Source organism: Paenibacillus sp. MABNR03, from assembly GCF_050455445.1.
Classification (GTDB): domain Bacteria; phylum Bacillota; class Bacilli; order Paenibacillales; family Paenibacillaceae; genus Paenibacillus; species Paenibacillus xylanilyticus.
Genome location: NZ_JBCIYR010000003.1, coordinates 855,398 through 873,167, shown reverse-complemented (window position 1 = coordinate 873,167; position 17,770 = coordinate 855,398). Strand labels below are relative to the sequence as shown.

Sequence of the window (17,770 nt, the reverse complement as noted above, 5' to 3'; positions counted from 1 at the left end):
TTAGTAGTTCTCCAATTGATCGTTGTAGTTGTTATAGTTCGCGCGAATTTCCTCCATGGAATCCCCACCGAACTTCTCAAGGAATGCCTTGGCAATCTCCCATGCGACTACATGTTCCATTACTACACTTGCTGCTGGGACAGCACATGCGTCAGAACGTTCTACCTGAGCTGTGAAGGCTTCTTTGGTATCAATATCTACACTTTGAAGCGGCTTGTACAGAGTTGGAATAGGTTTCATTACCCCACGAACCACAACCGGCATTCCATTGGTCATACCACCCTCAAATCCGCCCAAACGATTGGTTGCCCGATGGTAACCACGTTCCTCCGTGTGAATAATCTCATCATGCACCTGGGAACCGCGAATCGTTCCTGCTTCGAATCCGATACCGATTTCCACGCCTTTGAATGCATTAATGGACATGACACCTTGAGCAATCCGTGCATCCAGTTTGCGGTCGTACTGTACGTGGCTTCCGAGACCGATAGGCACACCTTCAACAATACACTCTACGATTCCCCCGATGGAGTCGCCTTCCTGCTTGATCTGGTCGATGTAGGCTTCCATCTTTTTCTCGGTCTCTGCATCGGTTACGCGAACCGAGGAAGCTTCGGTGACTTCAATCAGTTCATCGATCGGCAGGTCTTGATATGGCGCCTCGATCTCACCGATACGTAATACGCGCCCTGCCACCTTAATTCCAAACTCGGCCAGGAATTGACGAGCGATCGCGCCACAAGCTACACGTACCGTCGTTTCACGTGCACTGGAGCGCTCCAGAACATTGCGGAGATCTTTCAGATTATATTTCAGCCCACCGTTCAGATCGGCATGTCCAGGACGAGGACGATGAACGCGGCGTTTCTCTTCATCACTGCCTTCAATTGGCTCGATGTTCATAATGTTCTGCCAGTGTTTCCAGTCATTATTTTGAACGACCAGAGCTACCGGAGCCCCAGTTGTATATCCATGACGAATGCCGCCCACGAAATTAGCCTGATCTTTCTCAATCTGCATCCGGCGTCCACGGCCATATCCTTTTTGTCTACGGTGGAGCTGGAAGTTCAGTTCCTCAAAATCAATATTCAGATTGCTTGGCAATCCTTCAATAATTGCGGTCAATTGGGGTCCGTGCGTTTCCCCTGCGGTTAAATAACGTAAACTCATAATACGTTCCCCCTTTAAACTGTTAAACTGCACATTGCTAAAATCCCATAATTTCTTTGCTCATTATAGTATAGCTGACCCGCTTTGACAAGAAAGCCGGTCGTTTCCTGTCCAAAAATGAATTTCGAACAGGTTGTGCTACCCAGGTTGGAGGGTACTAGTGCTCACTCCTTAACCCATAAATGTAAATAACCGTCTGGGCACCTGTTCGTGCAATCCAGACGGTCATCAAAATCTTTTGAATTATTTTTTGCGATAGAAGAAAGTCTCCGCTGTCTCCAGACCATATTGTCCGGGTGAGAAGATCTGTTCTGTGCTGCCTACAAATAAAATGCCGCCTGGACGCAAACTTGCTGCAAATTTATGATACAACAGGTTTTTGGCTTCCTCGGTAAAATAGATCATGACATTCCGACACACAATCAGATCATATCCATCGTCAAATGGATCCAGCAGCAGATTTTGCTTCATGAACTTGATTGAGTTTTTAAGTTTCTCATCGATTCGATATACCAGGCCATCCTGTTTGAAATAGCGACTGGCCGTCTCTTTCGGAACATCCTTGAGCGAGCGCTCCATATAACGCCCTTCCTTGGCCTTGGCCAGCGCACCTTCATCCAGGTCACTTGCCGTAATGGAGCTGTCCTTCAGGATTCCCATCGTATCGAGGATCATCGCAAGTGTATATGGCTCTTCGCCTGTTGAACAGGCTGCACTCCATACCTTCACTCGGCGCTTTGGACCAATCAATTCAGGTAAAATCTCGTCACGCAGCACTTCCCAACGGTTGGGGTTGCGCCAAAATTCCGAAACGTTAATCGTCATACGATCGAGAAACTCGTAAAACAGAGATTTATCCTTTTGCATGGCATCAAAAAAAATAGAAAATGTATGAAACCCGTTTTTGTTGCGAAGTGTGGTCAGCCGTCTCTTCATCTGGCCTTCCTTGTATTGAGCAAGATCAATGCCTGTGCTCTCTTTGATTTTCCGAATAAAACCGGCATAATCCGGGTCTAGTTGTTCCTGCTCCAGCATCGTATCACCCTTCTGGCTAATAAATTACAACCAGGCTGCGATGCTCTTGTCGTACGTCACCAATTCATCTGAAGTAAAGAAGTTTGCTGCTTCACGAGAGGCACTTTCCGGGGAATCAGCTCCGTGAATCAGGTTATGCGGTGTATGGCTCGCAAAGTCTCCGCGGATTGTACCGGGAGCAGCCTCCTTCACATTGGTTTTGCCGATTACGATACGCGCAAGTGCCACAATGTCGTCACCTTCCCAAACCATCGCAAATACAGGTCCAGATGTGATAAATTGCACCAGATCATCGAAAAACGGTTTTCCTTCGTGTTCCGCATAATGGCGTTTGGCCTGATCCTCAGTCATCTGGACCAGTTTCCCTGCCACCATTTTAAACCCTTTGTCTTCCAGACGGCTAATGATACGCCCTATCAAACCACGCTGCACACCATCCGGCTTCACCATCAAAAATGTACGATCCATACGCTCACTCCTCACTCACGGTTCAAAGTTAGTTCATTATGTAGACGCAATCACTTTGATTGTAACATACATGTCCATTTCCTCCCAATGAGGAATCTCACATCTATGTCTTTGGAGTAATCCCGAGCAGCAAGCAACATGATTCGTTTACTTATTAATGAGTACGCTTGACTACAAAATGTGCGATGTCACGCAAATTTTTGTTGGTCTTGATATTAGGCAGCTGATCCAGAGCATCGAGCGCTTTCTTCATATATCGGTCAGCCAGTGCTTCTGCTTTAGCGATTCCTTGACTTTGGCGAATCATACCAATTGCATCCGAAGCACTTGCCCGCCCCTCCTCACGCTGAACACGTGAAATCTCGTGAAGCAGCTGCTCACGAAGATCCGGTTCCTGAAGAGCGTAAAGCACTGGCAGCGTAATATTTCCCTGCTTCATATCACTGCCTGGAGGTTTGCCCAATTGTTTCTCCGTACCCACCAGATCAAGAACATCGTCCTGAATTTGGAAAGCCATACCGACATTATATCCGTAAGTGTAGAGCAGTGAGGACACATGTTTCGGTGCACGTGTGGCTAGAGCACCAAGCTGGCAGCTGACTGCAATCAGAAGCGCCGTTTTGCGGCGAATCCGCAGCAAGTAGTTACGAACACTTTGTCCTGTGTTGAAAAAGTCGCGAATCTGTTCCATCTCACCGATGGACATCTGCACCATCGCCTTGGCGAGAATGCGATGAATGGCTGGTTCGGACAGACCAGCTGTCAACTGAAGTGCTTTTCCATAGATATAATCACCGGTGTACATGGCAATCCGATTGTCCCATTTGGACTTGACCGTTGGTTTGCCTCTCCGCGTTTCCGCATTGTCGATGACATCATCATGTACCAGGGAAGCTGAATGGATCAATTCCAGTGGTACCGCAATTAGCTTCAGGCGTTCAATGTCGTATGTACCATATTTCCCGCCGAGCAGCACAAATACCGGACGTAAACGTTTCCCACCTGCCTTGAGCAAGTGAAGTGAAGTTTCGCTAAGCAGCTTTTGATCTCCCTGAACGCTGCGATACAATTCTTTCTCAATGTAATCCATGTCTTTTTTTAGTAATCCGAAAATATCCAATAGTTTCATTCGTTCACCCGTGTCAGCGTATTATCAGTCCATAAATCCATGCTTACCTTCCCCTCCAGCAAGTCGGGCCTGCAGGCATAACGAAAACCAGGGCTTGCCGTTCCTGCTTGTTTTCTTCTAAGTCGTACCACATTTCTTCGAGTGTCATGGCAGACACCCGGGAATTAAACTCTGCGACTTGTTCTGAAACAAAAAGTACAGAAGTTGCCGGAGCATGGGTCAAGGCTGTGGTTTCGCCGAGACTCTACCATCAGCGCTCACCAATACCCCGGGATTCCGGGGCGACCTGAGTGTTGCCCCCTTGGATAAGTATCCGTTGTAGGAACACCTTTGCTAGCCCCGTTTATCCGGTTCTCCCCATCTTGCAAACAGTTGATGTTGAATGCGCAGGCTGTCCAATACCTTACCTACCAAAAACATAATCAACTCTTCCATCGTCTGAGGTTTGTGATAAAAAGCCGGCATGGCCGGAATCATTCGAACACCAAGGCGAGAGAGCTTCAGCATATTCTCCAGATGGATCGCATGCAGAGGTGTCTCCCGTGGGACCAGAATCAGCGGCCTTGCCTCCTTCATCATGACATCCGCAGCGCGGGACATCAGATTATCCGACGACCCCTGCGCAATGGAGGACAGCGTTCCCATGGAGCACGGCATGATAATCATGCCATCAGCCAGGAAAGATCCACTTGCAATCGAAGCGCCTATATCACTTACAGGATGATAGATCCACGAGCCGCCAAGGCCACCAAATTTTTCTTCCAGCATGCCTTCACGATCCGTGACATCCCAATCCATTTCTTCTTTTAGTACCCGCCAGCCCGCATTAGATATCACCAGATGAACAGTGTAATCGAGGCTCAGCAGTGTTTCAATCAGTCTTATGCCATAAATACTTCCGCTGGCTCCGGTAATCCCGACAACAAGTCGTTTATTGTCCAGCTGTTGCATGTCTATTTCACCGCCAGATCAATCAGGGTAAACGTAAATACAACCAGACTCAGTACACTATTCATGGTAAAGAAAGCCGTCTGTACACGACTCATGTCATTAGGCGAAACAATATAGTGCTCATAGAAAAGAATACCATATGTGATCAGCATGCCTGCGCCATACCACCAGCTCAGATCTGTCATCAACAGAAGGGCCAAAAATCCGATGGCTGTAATCACATGAAAGAACTTGGCAATGTTCAATGATTTGATGAGTCCGAATCGGGAAGGAATCGAATGAAGCCCCTCTTCCTGGTCAAACTCCAAATCCTGACAAGCATAAATAATATCAAACCCTGCGGTCCAGAACACTATCGTAACGTACAGCACAATCGCTGTCCAATCCATTGTACCGGTAACAGCAACCCAGCCCCCAAGCGGAGCAAGACCAATGGTCATCCCGAGAACAACGTGGCAGAGCCATGTGAATCGTTTGGTGTACGAGTACAATACCAGCATAAATACTGCGATTGGCAGCAGCTGCATTGATAACACATTAAGATTGGATGAAGCCCAGAACAATAATACAAATGAGACAATAATAAAGATGACAACCTCGCCATTCTTCAACAGGCCAGCAGGGATGGCCCGCATTGCTGTCCGCGGATTTTTGCCATCGATCGCTTGGTCAATCATGCGATTGAGTCCAAATGCCGCACTGCGTGCACCAACCATGGCCAGCAGCACCCACATAATCTGCATCCAGGTTGGGAACGTATCGTTCACGACCATAGAGCCAAGAATTGCACCCATAAATGCAAAAGGCAAAGCAAAAAGCGTATGTTCAATCTTGATCATTTCTAAAAAGATGCGAATTTTCCTAAACATGCTGATTCTCCTTGGTTCCAATATGCAGTGCCGCGATGCCTCCGGTCAGAGGATAGGCCTGCACTTGCTGCAATCCGGTTTCTTCAAAAATGTGGGCCAGTTCCTTCCTTCCCGGAAATAATGCCAATGAATCCGGCAGCCACTTGTACTGCTCATAACGTTTGGCAAACAATTTGGCAAGATTCGGCAATACTTGTTCAAAATAAAAATAATAAATGCCTTTAAACGGTTGCCAGGTTGGCTTGGACAATTCCAGACACACCACCATACCACCCGGTTTTACTACGCGTTTCATCTCGGACAATACCTGTCTCAGATCAGGCACGTTACGAAGACCAAACCCAATGGTTACGTAGTCGAATGAATTGTCTTCAAAAGGAAGTGACATTGCATTCCCCTGAACCAGGGTAATCTGCTTCTGACGGTTTGCTGCAGTCACCTTGGTCTGTCCAACTTCCAGCATATTGCTGCTGAAGTCCAGCCCGTGCATGTGACCCGTTTCACTTGCCTCTGCCATGGCGAGGGTCCAGTCACAGGTACCACAGCACAGATCAAGCCCTGTATCCCCTTTGGACATGTTCATTTTTTTCATCGTGAATTTGCGCCAGGCCTTATGCCTGCGGAAACTCAGGATGTCATTCATAACATCATATTTTCCGGCTATACTTTGAAAAACCGAATGGACAAACTCTTCTTTCGGTTTCGTCTCTGCGCTCCCCATTTGTCTCCCCCTCAATCTTCCCTTACTGCTGCATGTGAAGGCTCTAGATAACCCAGATAGGTTTCCAGGATGGCTTGCACATCATGTAGCCCCCGCTGATCGTTCTCTTCCTGCAGTAACAGCTGTATGCGGTGCGTACTCTCACGAAGCCTGTCCAGCAAAATCTCATCCATTCGATATTTGAGTACCATGCCGCCATATGCCCGCTCATCAGGCTCTGACTGGCGAAGGATGTTTCGCTCGTCTTCATTTCCTTGCTCGTATATATACCAGAAGGCATAACTATGATTAAAGCTCTTCTCGTTACTGATCCGCTGCAGTTCTTCCACAACGGTTTCACACAAGCTAAATTCAGAAAGAAGACTTTCCCACAGCTTTTGTTCCTTTTCTCCAATCATGTCCGCAAAAGAAAGAAACAGCTGCATCTTCAGCTGTACCGTTTCACGCAAGTATTCTTCAGCCGAAACGAGAAGCTTTTTCATCCGATCATACAGAGTCATCTTGCGTACGTTGACTTCAGATACTGCACCACTGAGCTTGCCGATCATTTCAATCCGACCAGCATGAGCAAGAAGCTGATAAAATCGACTGCTCAAGTAATCACCAGCAAGCACATTCAACTGACGCGAACGCATCTCCTGCTCTTTCCGATCCCCGGAGATCGTATCAATTCGATCATGCGTATCCATCGCCAGCTGGACGAGCGAGGTTGCAAGAGCATACAACTCATCATGCCCCTTTTCATCTGTGCGGCCCACAAACACCTGCAGCAGACGAGCCCGGCTATCCGGAAACGGTGGTATTTCCGTATGTTGTCGAATCATGTCGTAATCCGTATATTTTTTTGCTAGTTGGGGTACGCGATATGAGTTCATTCTCAGCCTCCGAGCCTTTGCATTGTTAAACCATTTCTGCACTACAATCTTATATATTATAGCATATGTTGTCCGGCCACGCACTGAATCCTGCTATTCTATTAACCTTCGTTCAACATTTCGAATTGCTTCTTCCACAGGTCGGTCTCCATAATATGAAACCATTCTTTTAATTCACCAGATATGACAGGGCTTTTCCAGTTTCGCAGCGCGTCAATGGCATCCGTTGGCCATTCATTTCTCCGAATATCAGCAGCCAGCAGCAAATGTCTTTTGTGCAGCCATTCATCCTCTGCCATTACACGCAGCAAAACTTGCTCCACGTTATCAAGACTGTGAAATCCAAGCTCGGCTACTGCCGCCATGTTGGCGTAAATCTCGGTGTAACTCGTTTCGGTCCCGGTCACTTTCAAATCGAGTTTCAGAATAGACTGCTTCCACTCCACTTTTGCAATCGGTGTAGTTAAATGCATGGAGCTCAGCACATCTACCAGATTCTCGTCTGACAACTCCTGCTTTTGCTCAGCGGCAGTGACGGGCTGAGCCCGCTCTCCACCCAGTGTTCGCATATGTAAGGTTTGCACGGCAACTAGCAGAAAAACTGCCGTAACCGTTGCCAGCAGCGAAGCTGTCACGATCATCCGCGGTTTCATAAATGCCTCCCTGCCCATACCTGTTAGTGTAGTCTGTCCGGTAAAGGCTCATACCTCATTGTACAATGAAAAAAAGCAGGCTATGCCTGCAATTTCCCATAAATATCAGAAGTATATGCTGCAACGACTCCACTCCCTGATATCGCAGAAAGACTTTGGTTAAATGTACTCTGACTATTTGGTAAGAACCTCAAGTATTGTTTTTTTATTCTGATTCAATTTGGCCATGCTTCGTGATCATCGTAGCCTTGCCCCGGATTTTGATCGCTGAAGTATGATTGGTAAACTGGGCTATCATGACTTCTCCCTTGTCCAGCTTCTCGGTATGATGAAAACGTGTATCCTGACCTCGAGTCAAACCGATAACCTGAACTCCGTTCTCCTCTGCCTTAATGACAATGTAATCACTGCCGGTTGGATGGTCCATACGTAACGTCCCCTCTCCTAGTTCTTCAATAGCGTTAATGATGATTAAGATTGATTCATTTGTCAACTGAGTGTCGCTTGTAAAAGCTGCAATATTCTATGTGAACCGGGTCATACTACAGAATACATGGCACAGAAAGGAGCCTCTGCATGAAGTACACCCCTGCAGCTTTGACAGAAGAGCACATTCATCAATTAAAAGAAATCGAACAGCACCTTTCGGATGCAGCAGGAGAAGACCTGATTTTGATCGCTTATGCACAGCATCCGGATGACCCTGAGGATACAAAAAACAGTGGAGCACATCGTTAGAAGGCAAAAGAAAAGGCCGTGAACAAGTCACGGTCTCTTCTTTGACATATGGAATATGTAGAAATCTTATTTAATTCCGTCTTTGAGCGCTTTACCTGGTTTGAATGCAGGGATTTTGCTCGCAGGAATTTCGATTTCTTCACCTGTTTGCGGGTTACGTCCTTTACGTGCAGAACGCTCGCGAACTTCGAAGTTCCCAAAACCAACCAATTGTACTTTGTCTCCGCTTTGAAGAGCCTCAGAGATTGCTTCGAATACGGCATCAACCGCTTTCGTTACATCCTTTTTGGACAATTCAGTCGCTTCAGACACGTGTGTAATCAAGTCTGATTTGTTCATTTGTTTTCACCTCCTGAATCAATGTCCTGAATGTTATACTGTGTTTCCGTTTTATAGCGAAATATACGTTCATACGCAAAAAATCTACGTACATCTTGAGCGTGATGAACACAAATCTCCGCCTGCGGTCAACAGTCATTTCCGGCAGAATGTCGCCTGAAACCAAGCGCGTTCCAGACGCGGAACAAATTTTATACTAATACAGACAGCACACAATTTCAAGTGCGGTTGCGGTTTAGCACGTAAAATGTCACTGCCAAGGCAAGAACGAGCACGCCGCCTTTTACAATATCATGCGTAAAATACTGGACATTCATCATCGTCAAACCATTCACCAGTACACCAATCAGGACCGAACCTATGAAGGTTCCGATAACATTAGGTTTACCCGCACCAAAGACAGAGAACCCTACAAACACAGCGGCTACGGATTCCATTAACAACGGAGATCCAGCATCAATTTGCCCAGAACCCACTTTGGAGGCATAGATGATTCCCCCAATTGCAGCAAACACGCCAGCTGCCACATAAGCAAGTGTCCGCACTTTTTTTACCTTGATTCCGGATAGACGTGCAGCCTCTTCATTGCCTCCTGTGACGTACATTTGACGCCCATATTTCGTGTAGGTCAAAAAGATATGAACACCAATGACTGCAATCAGCAGAAGAATGACCGAAATGGGCATTCCAAGCCATTTTCCCTGACCAATCAGAAGGAACGTTGGGTCCATCTCTCCGGCAGCCTTACTGCCATCTGGAAATTGCATGTGATTATAAATGGTATAACCTTGTGCGTACGTTTTGTGGATACCCCCGATAATATACATGGTCGCCAGTGTTGCCAGCAGATCAGGAATGCGCAATTTTACGATCAATAAGGCATTCAGCAGACCAATCACTGCACCGATCACCAGAGGGACAATGATGACAACAGCCAGAGGCTGCTGGTACCAAATCATTAACGAAGCTGTTACGACTGTTGTCAATGAGACGGTTGCGCCTACCGATAGATCAAATCCGTCCACAATGAGAGATAACGTCACACCAATCGCAACAAATGTGACGATTGAAATTGATCCCAAGATGTCAGTCAAGTTACTGTACGTAAAAAAGTAAGGCAATTTGATGCCAAAAAAAGCAATAACTCCGATAATAACGATAATTGCCCCATAACGGAACGCAAAATCCATTGATTTGTCCTTCATGTCTGCACCTCTTGTCCACCGCTTGCGTAGTATAGCAGCTGTTCTTGGTTGGTTTCGCCCCGTTTAAATTCTTTTACGATTTTCCCTTCGTACATCACTGCAATTCGGTCCCCAATGCCGAGTCCCTCGTCTAGTTCGCATGTAAAATAGATGACAGCCTTTCCTGCCAGAGCGAGCTCATTAATGATACGGAAGATGTCACTTTTGGCACCAATATCGACACCTTTGGTTGGTTCGTCAAATATAAAAACATCCGCATCCGCATTCAGCCATTTGCCGATAGCCACTTTCTGCTGATTGCCTCCGCTCAAGTACTTCACTTCCTGACGTACCGATGACGTCTTAATCCCAAGCTGTTTGACCAGCGCTTCCGCATTTTCCCGCTCCTGTTTCCGGCTGACGAATCCGAACGTGCTAATACGTCCAAGCAAAGGCAGACTCAAATTTCGTTCCACATTTTCCTGAATGAGAATCCCTTGTTTGCGGCGTTCTTCGGGAACGGAAACGATGCCTAATGCTGCTGCATCCGCTGGCTGGGAAATACGCAGCTGTCGATCCTGTAGCCGGATTTCCCCTTCCTCCAACCGGTCTGCTCCAATCAGAAGCCGGGAGCATTCCGTTTTGCCAGCACCGACCAGGCCCACAACAGCCAAAACCTCGCCGCGGCGTACAGACAAGTCCACTCCTTTGACCTTGAACCCTCGGCGAAGTCCACGAGCTTCAAGCAGCACCTCGCCAACGGGTGCTTCAGTCTTCGGAAACTCCTCTTCGAATGGTTTGCCCAGCATTTGTGTGACCAGATCGTTCACGGTCAATCCGCGTGCCTCACCCGTAAATACATGCTGACCGTCTCTCATGACAGTCACTCGGTCACAATGCCCCGTCACTTCGGCAAGACGATGGGTAATAAAAATGCAAGCCACTCCCCGCTCTTTTAACAAATGGACAATCCGGAAAAAGGCATCGGTTTCTTCCTGACTCAGCGGAGCAGTCGGCTCATCAAATATGATCACCTTTGCCTCCTGGATCAGGATTCGCGCCAGCAAAATCATCTGTTTTTCTGCAAGTGTCAGATCGGCTACCTTTTTCTGAACGGATATATTCGCCCCCAGTTCCTTTAGCGCTTCTTGCGCTCGCTGCTGGAGCTTACGGGGGCTTTTCCACCATCCACCAACGGGTGATGCCAATTGATCCAGCATAATGTTCTCCGCAGCCGTCAGTTGGGGAACCAGTGCAGCATCCACCTCCTGATAGACACAATGAATTCCGTTTGCCTTGGCATCCCCGGGAGAATGCAGACGTAACTGCTCTCCGTTTAAACGAATCGAGCCCTGATCCAGCTGATAGGCACCCGAGAGAATTTTCATCAAGGTACTTTTCCCTGCTCCGTTAGCGCCCAGCAGTGCATGAATCTCTCCACCTTTTACAGTGAAATCAACGTCTTTAAGTGCAGGAATGCCCGCAAACTGCTTATGGATATGTTCCATTTGAAGCAATATCGTCGCAGTTGTCATAATGTCGACCTCCAATCCCTCCCCTAAGGGGTCATGCTATCCTTATAAACCTAAGGCTTCAAATCGATTCTAAAAAAAGCGCACCTTGCGGCGCGCCTCTCTTACGCTGCTTTATTTAGCAGTGATGCCGTATTCCTTCATCCAATCCTTGATACCTTGCGTGCTTCCTCCCCAACCTTCAACGTATTGGGATAATTCAGACGTAGAAATTTGTGTCTCTGGCAAAGCTTCACGCTGAACATAGACCGGATTGAGGACCACCTGATCTTCGGTCTCATCCCCGTTCAGTTTTTGATAAGCATAACGAACCTGAACTCGGCCAATGTCTGTTGGATCTACCGCTGCGGAAGCAATCCAAGGATTTTGGGGATCCTGTATCATTTGCAAATCCTCGTCACTCATATCAATACCGTATACTTTGATTTCATCACGACCTGCTTGCTGAATCGCGCGCGCCGCGCCTTTGGCAAACTCATCCCACGCAGCCCACACGGCAGTGATTTCGCCTTTTGGATACTGCTTCAAAATCGCCTCCATTTTGGCTTGCGTATCCAGCGCCGGGTTTTGTGCCGAGCCAAATGTGGCAATTTCCTTGATGTCGGTATTTTCTTTCATAAATTCACCGTAAGCAATCTGACGACGCTCCATAGGTGCAAATCCAGCAACCCATACTTTGACAATGTTGCCTTGTCCATTGATATCCTTTTTCATTTGTTCCAGCGTAAGCTCAGCCATCTTCTGGTCGTCCTGAGACAACACGGTTGCTCCAGGCACTTGAATATCAGCATCAAATACAACTACCGGAATCTTTTGCTCAACCGCTTTTTTCACACCCGGTTCCAGGAGTGAATCTCCGTGATCCGTCAAGATTGCATCAAACTTCTGGTTGATCGCGCTGTCCAGCAGTGAAACCATCTTGGCTTTATCATTATCGGCAACAAACGTAGTCAGCTCACCGCCGAATTTTTCAATTTCCTCTTTGACGCCTTGCACATATTGTTGTGAGAACGTGCCTGTGTTAAATTCCATAATCAGTGCAATTCGCTTGCCGCTCAGAGGTCCCGTTACCGCCTCTGTCTTGGGCTTGTCCTCTGATGCTCCCGAAGCTGGAGTTGTCGCTGGTTCTTTTTTGATCCCGCAAGCGGACAGTACCAATGTAAATACAAGCAGAACACTTAACCATACCCATTTCGTATCTTTCTTTTTCATCTCTGCTCCCCCTAATCGCACTCTCTCTGTGACCTTGATCACAATAGTTGAGTATTAATATAACGGCTAATCCCTAGTATGTAAATGGGTTTTAACAATTTAAAGCTAAAACTCGCTAAGTTTTTTCGGAGGCAATGATTTATATATCCAAATTACACCTAATAAAGAAAATAACAGCATAAGAAAAGACCACAAGGATAATCCCTGTGGTCTTTTGACTTACAAGATGATGGCAATCAAACCGCCTGAGCCTTCGTTAATGATTCGTCCCAGCGTCTCCTGCAATTTGTACCGTGCATTATCCGGCATCATGGCAATTTTGCCCTGAATGCCTTCCCTCACGATGGAATGCAGTGAGCGACCAAACATATCTGAATCCCATACCTTGATCGGATCGTTCTCGAAGTCCTGCATCAGATACCTCACCAGTTCCTCACTTTGCTTCTCCGTTCCGATAATCGGTGCGAACTCGGACTCGACATCGACACGGATCATATGAATGGAAGGAGCGGTTGCTTTCAGGCGTACGCCGAATTTGGTACCCTGGCGAATGAGCTCCGGTTCATCCAGTGCCATTTCGGCAAGAGACGGAGCTGCTATTCCGTAACCGGTCGTTTTGACCATCTCCAGGGCCTCAGCGAAGCGATCGTATTCCCGCTTGGCATGGGAGAATTCCTGCATCAATTGCAGCAGATGATCCTTGCCTCTGATTTCAATACCGACCACTTCCACGAGGATCTGATCGTATAATTCATCAGGAGCATACAGATCAATTTCTGCCACACCTTGACCCATATTCATGCCACTGAGACCTGCGCGGTCGATGAACTCATACTCCATGAACTGGGAAACGACCCGGTCCACGTCACGCAGTCTTCGAATGTCCTTCACCGTGTCGCGCACGGAATTTTCGTAGTTGCTGCGGAGCCAGTGGGTTTCATTCAGCACCATCACCCAGCTCGGCAGATTCACATTCACTTCATGTACAGGGAACTCATACAGCACTTCACGAAGTACACCAGTTACATCATCTTCTGTCATTGTGGCTGCGCTTAATGTCATGACCGGAATGTCATATTTAGCTGCCAGTTCACTGCGCAATTGAAGAGCTTCTTCACTGCGAGGTCGGGTAGAGTTGATGATCAGTACGAACGGTTTGCCCACTTCTTTCAGCTCGGCAATGACCCGTTCTTCAGATTCCACATAGGAACTGCGGGCAATCTCAGCGATCGTACCATCTGTGGTCACCACAACTCCCAGTGTGGAATGCTCCTGGATGACTTTGCGTGTACCAATCTCGGCTGCTTCCTGGAATGGAATTGGCTCTTCAAACCAAGGTGTGGAGATCATGCGTGGTCCATTCTCATCCTCGTAACCCTTGGCACCTTCAACGGCATAGCCTACACAATCCACAAGGCGGACATTGACATCCAATCCCTCTGCAACCTTGATCTGAACCGCGTTATTCGGTACAAATTTCGGTTCCGTCGTCATGATCGTCTTGCCTGCCGCACTTTGTGGCAGTTCGTCTACAGCCCGCCCGCGGTCAGCCTCGTTTGTGATGTTCGGCAGAACGATCGTTTCCATGAAACGTTTAATAAATGTTGATTTCCCCGTCCGGACTGCGCCGACAACCCCGAGATAAATATCCCCTCCGGTCCGCTCGGCAATGTCCTTAAAAATGTCCACTTTCTCCAATGAAATCCCCTCCCTAAATTACTCCGAAGGAAAAATGCTAAAGAGCATCCGCTTCGTTTTTTCAATCAGAAGACTGAAATCCCTGCAACGGTAGAGCCGCCTTTGTGAGTGCCCGGAAGTCGTCCGCCGCCGAACGTTGCATTCTGATGAAACCGGCGAAAGCGGCGTTAACTCGTACATGCAATTGGACTAGTATCATCTTATGTATCCGTATGCAGCAATATGACGCGTTTTTTTGTTTTTTTCTCCAGGTCATAGCCTTTAGAAAAGCGCCCCGCTCTCGGACGGCGCGTCATTATTTCAATCTACTTTATGAGCAAAGGTAAGCTTTTATGCTGATTTCATTCCGTTTGAATTTGGAGTACCGGACAAGTCGAGCAAAAGGTATAACGGTGTTTCGAAACACCGTGCAATAAGTAGGGCATTCGTGGCTTTCCCGACGATGAACTGTAGTTGAACTACAACTTTCAGGTCTGAAGTGTTAGACGTCACCGTTTTTCTATTGAATTTGTGAGTATACTTACAACAAAAAGAGATATCCCCTATGCGGAATATCTCTTTCTTTGGCTCAGTTCATCTAAGGATCAACTTGTGCCACCGGGGCATTATTTTGCCATGTATAAGGTACTGATTTTACAGGAACGAAATGGGAGTGCTCCAGCAGAAACTCGCGCACATCATCCGCCTCCGCCGGAGATCGATCTGACTTCTCCACCGCCTGCATGATATCAAATGCATAGTCGACATACACATTTCCTGCATCGTCCATCATAAACGGTAACTCCTGACCAGAATATACACTCTTAAGGGTCACCATGGGAGCACCTGCCTGAGCAGCTTGTTTCATATCTACGGCATATAGACCTGTATACAATTCCTCCCCGGCGGGCAGCTTGCCGTTATGTACGGTTTTATACTGATTGATCATGCGCTGAACATCATTTACCTTTTGTACTGTTTGCAAATCCATCACTTTTACAGTGGGCGCTGTCTCTTCATTTTGAATCAGGAAGTAAGCGCTACCACCACTCTCAAAAGCAGTGCCTGGAATTTCATCCAAATAACCTTGCTGTTTCAGCTTCTGCAGATCCACTCTGAACTTTTCATATTTTGGTGTGTCCATATCCGCATTAATCATGGGTAAAATACCCTGATCCTTCTGAAAAGCCTCTACAGCGCTCTGCACCCGGTTCACGCTCTCCCGGTAGGCTATTTTTGGATCGTCACTACTCTGGGTTGGATACATGCAACCACTCACTGTAAGAGTAAGCATAAGGAACAACAGGAGACAGCCGCTTCGCATAATGCTATGCCTCCATCTTTTTGAGTCCTTTTCCACATTTATGTTCATCCGCATCCTCCTTGAATGTGAAGAGTCCAATGTAGACTCCCGTCTAGGTTAGCTCAATTCAGGTTAGTTTCAGAACCAATCGTCATTCTCTTGCTGTTGGAGCTCCAGCTGTTTTCGGATTGCAGCCTTTAGCGGGTCTTCCGGAACATGTACAGATACTGCTCCTCGTACCTTGGCCTGACAGGCAAGACGAGTTCCCGCGTCGAGCAGGGAACCCAATTTTCTTCTTTCAGCATCGGTAGGAGGGTCCAAAGCCTGAAGTTGATCTGCATCCACTTTGACCTTGCACATGAGGCAAGCGGCTTTGCCATCACACCGAGTGGGGATTTTCACCCCTGCACGGCGTGCGGCATTCAACAGATTTCCTCCTGCCTTAAGGCGGATGCTTTTATTTTGTGGTAAAAATGTAATCGTGTGCTCCATGCCCTTCCCCTCCTTCCTCGTACTAAGTCCATTTAAAGCCTACCAACTCTTCTACCTCTGCAGTGAATCGGCTTGTCCACACGTTATGCTCACCCAATAAATTCATTACGGGCTGATGAGCATGTGGATGCTTCCGAATGACGTTGGCAATAGGCTCATAACGATCAGCTCGACCTCTTAGCAGATTAAAAAGAAGCTCATGAGCAAGCGGCATCAATCGTAACGTGTAGGACCCTATTTGAGCTTGAGGTGCATGGTGAGCCAGGATCTGTTCAATCTCAATCCGGTACCAACTCTTTTGAGACCACACTTCAAAACCGCCCACGAGTTCAAGCGCACACTCCCCCACCTGATAATGACTCAGTAAAGAAGCATACGGCCCCGTTCGATCCACTACAGGTTCATCCAGCATGGTACCTGGGGCAGAATGGTGCAGCCTTTTTGCTGCAGCAAGGTCAGCGTACACATCGATATCCCTGGGAGCCTGCGGCAACTCGACCTGCTGCAGCAGCAATCCGCAGCTTCCCCCAAGCAGCCAAGTATAAGGCTCTCCATTCCAGGCTTTTGCCGTTTCCAGCAACGCAGCGCTCAATTTTGGATAGCGTCCTGTAAGGTCCTCCGTTTCCTGCGGCCCCATCGGCTCACCTTCCCTTCATCCGTTTTCATTGTGTCAGTTCTTACGATGTGCTATGCGGATGTCATGCTTCAGGCAAAAAAAAGATCAAGTCAGCGATGCTATTCCGCCGAAAAAACCAATGAGCATAATCAGAAACGCGATTAATGATAAAATCCCCCTTACAATGCCCTTGGTTTTGGCCCTCGCAAAGGTAATCAGGAATACAGACAGTCCCATAATAAGAATCGCAACCAATGATAGCCACATCTTGTCCATTGCGCTCATAATCCAGCAGTCTCCCCTTCAATCCGTTATTCATCCCTGACACGGTGACAATTGAAATTATTATAACACGAAATTCAGCGCACTTTTCCAAAAAAAAGACAAAAAGAAAGCCAGCTAAAGCTGACTCGTCTTTTTGTCTTACTCGCTCACTTGCAGATGCAGGAACGATCTATTATTTTTTCATCATCATTTTCATTAATGATTCCATACTGTTTGGATTCAGCCCACTCTTTTTGACCGCACTTACAATATCCTGAACCGTATCTTCAGATACCGGAACCTTAGCCATGGCGGATACTTGCTTGATCAATTGGCGCAACTGAGCTTCATTCTGCATGGTGGACGGTTTTACAGTACTCGCCAATTTCTTGACGGCACCTTCCGTTATCGTTTTACCCGTTTTTTTGTTGATCGCTTTCAGTGCATCCTTGGAAATGTTGTTACCCATTCGTCTCCCCTCCTCCGGCAATACTCATGTGTATAGTATGAGTCGGCCGGAGAAAAGGTGAATAAGCTTCTTC

21 protein-coding genes are annotated in these 17,770 nt (G+C 47.3%); 1 reads left to right on the top strand and 20 read right to left on the bottom strand.

Going from position 1 to position 17,770, the window contains the following annotated elements:
* The 10 genes from aroC to mtrB all read right to left on the bottom strand — a co-directional run bounded on the left by aroC (position 1) and on the right by mtrB (position 8,298).
* A complete protein-coding gene (gene aroC / locus AAIH57_RS19225; protein ID WP_175397852.1) occupies positions 1–1,170 on the bottom strand; it encodes a chorismate synthase in 1,170 nt (389 codons plus the stop codon).
* A gap of 243 nt (positions 1,171–1,413) precedes the next feature.
* Positions 1,414–2,205 carry a CheR family methyltransferase gene (locus tag AAIH57_RS19220; RefSeq protein ID WP_430022656.1) on the bottom strand — a complete coding sequence of 264 codons (792 nt, stop codon included), beginning with the start codon at positions 2,203–2,205 and terminating at the stop codon, positions 1,414–1,416.
* A 24-nt stretch (positions 2,206–2,229) separates the two neighbouring features.
* Positions 2,230–2,673, bottom strand: a complete 444-nt coding sequence (gene ndk / locus AAIH57_RS19215; RefSeq protein ID WP_175397850.1) for a nucleoside-diphosphate kinase — start codon at positions 2,671–2,673, stop codon at positions 2,230–2,232.
* 154 nt (positions 2,674–2,827) lie between these two features.
* Positions 2,828–3,802 (bottom strand): polyprenyl synthetase family protein, encoded by a 975-nt coding sequence (locus AAIH57_RS19210; RefSeq protein ID WP_175397849.1) that lies wholly within the window; start codon positions 3,800–3,802, stop codon positions 2,828–2,830.
* Positions 3,803–4,135: 333 nt separating this feature from the next.
* Positions 4,136–4,753 carry a UbiX family flavin prenyltransferase gene (locus AAIH57_RS19205; RefSeq protein WP_175397848.1) on the bottom strand — a complete coding sequence of 206 codons (618 nt, stop codon included), beginning with the start codon at positions 4,751–4,753 and terminating at the stop codon, positions 4,136–4,138.
* Between the two features lie 2 nt (positions 4,754–4,755).
* Positions 4,756–5,622 (bottom strand): UbiA-like polyprenyltransferase, encoded by an 867-nt coding sequence (locus AAIH57_RS19200; protein ID WP_413035397.1) that lies wholly within the window; start codon positions 5,620–5,622, stop codon positions 4,756–4,758.
* Positions 5,615–6,343, bottom strand: a complete 729-nt coding sequence (locus AAIH57_RS19195; protein ID WP_175397846.1) for a demethylmenaquinone methyltransferase — start codon at positions 6,341–6,343, stop codon at positions 5,615–5,617. Before AAIH57_RS19195 ends, AAIH57_RS19200 begins: the two co-directional genes overlap by 8 nt.
* Positions 6,344–6,354: 11 nt before the next feature.
* A complete protein-coding gene (locus AAIH57_RS19190) occupies positions 6,355–7,218 on the bottom strand; it encodes a heptaprenyl diphosphate synthase component 1 (protein ID WP_430022655.1) in 864 nt (287 codons plus the stop codon).
* 101 nt (positions 7,219–7,319) lie between these two features.
* Positions 7,320–7,871: a hypothetical protein gene (locus AAIH57_RS19185; RefSeq protein WP_175397844.1), complete on the bottom strand. Its 552-nt coding sequence runs from the start codon at positions 7,869–7,871 to the stop codon at positions 7,320–7,322.
* Positions 7,872–8,076: 205 nt separating this feature from the next.
* A complete protein-coding gene (mtrB, locus tag AAIH57_RS19180; protein WP_095292880.1) occupies positions 8,077–8,298 on the bottom strand; it encodes a trp RNA-binding attenuation protein MtrB in 222 nt (73 codons plus the stop codon).
* A 149-nt stretch (positions 8,299–8,447) separates the two neighbouring features.
* Between mtrB and AAIH57_RS19175 the strand changes: the two genes are divergently transcribed.
* Positions 8,448–8,609, top strand: a complete 162-nt coding sequence (locus AAIH57_RS19175) for a hypothetical protein (protein ID WP_430022654.1) — start codon at positions 8,448–8,450, stop codon at positions 8,607–8,609.
* Between the two features lie 66 nt (positions 8,610–8,675).
* On the opposite strand, the gene AAIH57_RS19170 is transcribed toward AAIH57_RS19175, so the two are convergent.
* The 10 genes from AAIH57_RS19170 to AAIH57_RS19125 all read right to left on the bottom strand — a co-directional run bounded on the left by AAIH57_RS19170 (position 8,676) and on the right by AAIH57_RS19125 (position 17,697).
* A complete protein-coding gene (locus tag AAIH57_RS19170; RefSeq protein WP_024630670.1) occupies positions 8,676–8,948 on the bottom strand; it encodes an HU family DNA-binding protein in 273 nt (90 codons plus the stop codon).
* A gap of 218 nt (positions 8,949–9,166) precedes the next feature.
* Positions 9,167–10,153 (bottom strand): ABC transporter permease, encoded by a 987-nt coding sequence (locus AAIH57_RS19165; RefSeq protein WP_154895605.1) that lies wholly within the window; start codon positions 10,151–10,153, stop codon positions 9,167–9,169.
* A complete protein-coding gene (locus AAIH57_RS19160) occupies positions 10,150–11,667 on the bottom strand; it encodes a sugar ABC transporter ATP-binding protein (RefSeq protein WP_430022653.1) in 1,518 nt (505 codons plus the stop codon). Before AAIH57_RS19160 ends, AAIH57_RS19165 begins: the two co-directional genes overlap by 4 nt.
* Positions 11,668–11,778: 111 nt before the next feature.
* Complete coding sequence (locus AAIH57_RS19155) at positions 11,779–12,876, bottom strand: sugar ABC transporter substrate-binding protein (RefSeq protein WP_430022652.1); 1,098 nt, start codon at positions 12,874–12,876, stop codon at positions 11,779–11,781.
* A gap of 219 nt (positions 12,877–13,095) precedes the next feature.
* Positions 13,096–14,574, bottom strand: a complete 1,479-nt coding sequence (gene spoIVA, locus AAIH57_RS19150; protein WP_175397840.1) for a stage IV sporulation protein A — start codon at positions 14,572–14,574, stop codon at positions 13,096–13,098.
* 577 nt (positions 14,575–15,151) lie between these two features.
* Positions 15,152–15,925: a hypothetical protein gene (locus tag AAIH57_RS19145; protein WP_430022651.1), complete on the bottom strand. Its 774-nt coding sequence runs from the start codon at positions 15,923–15,925 to the stop codon at positions 15,152–15,154.
* A gap of 69 nt (positions 15,926–15,994) precedes the next feature.
* Positions 15,995–16,348 carry a 2Fe-2S iron-sulfur cluster-binding protein gene (locus AAIH57_RS19140; RefSeq protein WP_430022650.1) on the bottom strand — a complete coding sequence of 118 codons (354 nt, stop codon included), beginning with the start codon at positions 16,346–16,348 and terminating at the stop codon, positions 15,995–15,997.
* Positions 16,349–16,370: 22 nt separating this feature from the next.
* Complete coding sequence (locus AAIH57_RS19135; RefSeq protein WP_175397837.1) at positions 16,371–16,985, bottom strand: hypothetical protein; 615 nt, start codon at positions 16,983–16,985, stop codon at positions 16,371–16,373.
* Between the two features lie 84 nt (positions 16,986–17,069).
* On the bottom strand, positions 17,070–17,249 hold the full coding sequence (locus AAIH57_RS19130; protein ID WP_017687688.1) for a DUF2768 family protein: 180 nt from the start codon (positions 17,247–17,249) through the stop codon (positions 17,070–17,072).
* 172 nt (positions 17,250–17,421) lie between these two features.
* Positions 17,422–17,697 (bottom strand): stage VI sporulation protein F, encoded by a 276-nt coding sequence (locus AAIH57_RS19125; RefSeq protein WP_056696692.1) that lies wholly within the window; start codon positions 17,695–17,697, stop codon positions 17,422–17,424.
* Positions 17,698–17,770 lie beyond the last annotated feature (73 nt).

Bases quoted from the DNA above. Each gene is read 5' to 3' on its own strand.
- AAIH57_RS19190 (WP_430022655.1), bottom strand. From the start codon at position 7,218: ATGAACTCATATCGCGTACCCCAACTAGCAAAAAAATATACGGATTAC.
- AAIH57_RS19210 (WP_175397849.1), bottom strand. From the start codon at position 3,802: ATGAAACTATTGGATATTTTCGGATTACTAAAAAAAGACATGGATTAC.
- ndk (WP_175397850.1), bottom strand. From the start codon at position 2,673: ATGGATCGTACATTTTTGATGGTGAAGCCGGATGGTGTGCAGCGTGGT.
- AAIH57_RS19125 (WP_056696692.1), bottom strand. From the start codon at position 17,697: ATGGGTAACAACATTTCCAAGGATGCACTGAAAGCGATCAACAAAAAA.
- AAIH57_RS19135 (WP_175397837.1), bottom strand. From the start codon at position 16,985: ATGGGGCCGCAGGAAACGGAGGACCTTACAGGACGCTATCCAAAATTG.
- AAIH57_RS19170 (WP_024630670.1), bottom strand. From the start codon at position 8,948: ATGAACAAATCAGACTTGATTACACACGTGTCTGAAGCGACTGAATTG.
- AAIH57_RS19130 (WP_017687688.1), bottom strand. From the start codon at position 17,249: ATGAGCGCAATGGACAAGATGTGGCTATCATTGGTTGCGATTCTTATT.
- AAIH57_RS19160 (WP_430022653.1), bottom strand. From the start codon at position 11,667: ATGACAACTGCGACGATATTGCTTCAAATGGAACATATCCATAAGCAG.
- AAIH57_RS19205 (WP_175397848.1), bottom strand. From the start codon at position 4,753: ATGCAACAGCTGGACAATAAACGACTTGTTGTCGGGATTACCGGAGCC.
- AAIH57_RS19200 (WP_413035397.1), bottom strand. From the start codon at position 5,622: ATGTTTAGGAAAATTCGCATCTTTTTAGAAATGATCAAGATTGAACAT.
- AAIH57_RS19175 (WP_430022654.1), top strand. From the start codon at position 8,448: ATGAAGTACACCCCTGCAGCTTTGACAGAAGAGCACATTCATCAATTA.
- AAIH57_RS19185 (WP_175397844.1), bottom strand. From the start codon at position 7,871: ATGAAACCGCGGATGATCGTGACAGCTTCGCTGCTGGCAACGGTTACG.
- AAIH57_RS19195 (WP_175397846.1), bottom strand. From the start codon at position 6,343: ATGGGGAGCGCAGAGACGAAACCGAAAGAAGAGTTTGTCCATTCGGTT.
- mtrB (WP_095292880.1), bottom strand. From the start codon at position 8,298: ATGGACCATCCAACCGGCAGTGATTACATTGTCATTAAGGCAGAGGAG.
- aroC (WP_175397852.1), bottom strand. From the start codon at position 1,170: ATGAGTTTACGTTATTTAACCGCAGGGGAAACGCACGGACCCCAATTG.
- AAIH57_RS19155 (WP_430022652.1), bottom strand. From the start codon at position 12,876: ATGAAAAAGAAAGATACGAAATGGGTATGGTTAAGTGTTCTGCTTGTA.
- AAIH57_RS19220 (WP_430022656.1), bottom strand. From the start codon at position 2,205: ATGCTGGAGCAGGAACAACTAGACCCGGATTATGCCGGTTTTATTCGG.
- AAIH57_RS19165 (WP_154895605.1), bottom strand. From the start codon at position 10,153: ATGAAGGACAAATCAATGGATTTTGCGTTCCGTTATGGGGCAATTATC.
- AAIH57_RS19145 (WP_430022651.1), bottom strand. From the start codon at position 15,925: ATGAACATAAATGTGGAAAAGGACTCAAAAAGATGGAGGCATAGCATT.
- AAIH57_RS19140 (WP_430022650.1), bottom strand. From the start codon at position 16,348: ATGGAGCACACGATTACATTTTTACCACAAAATAAAAGCATCCGCCTT.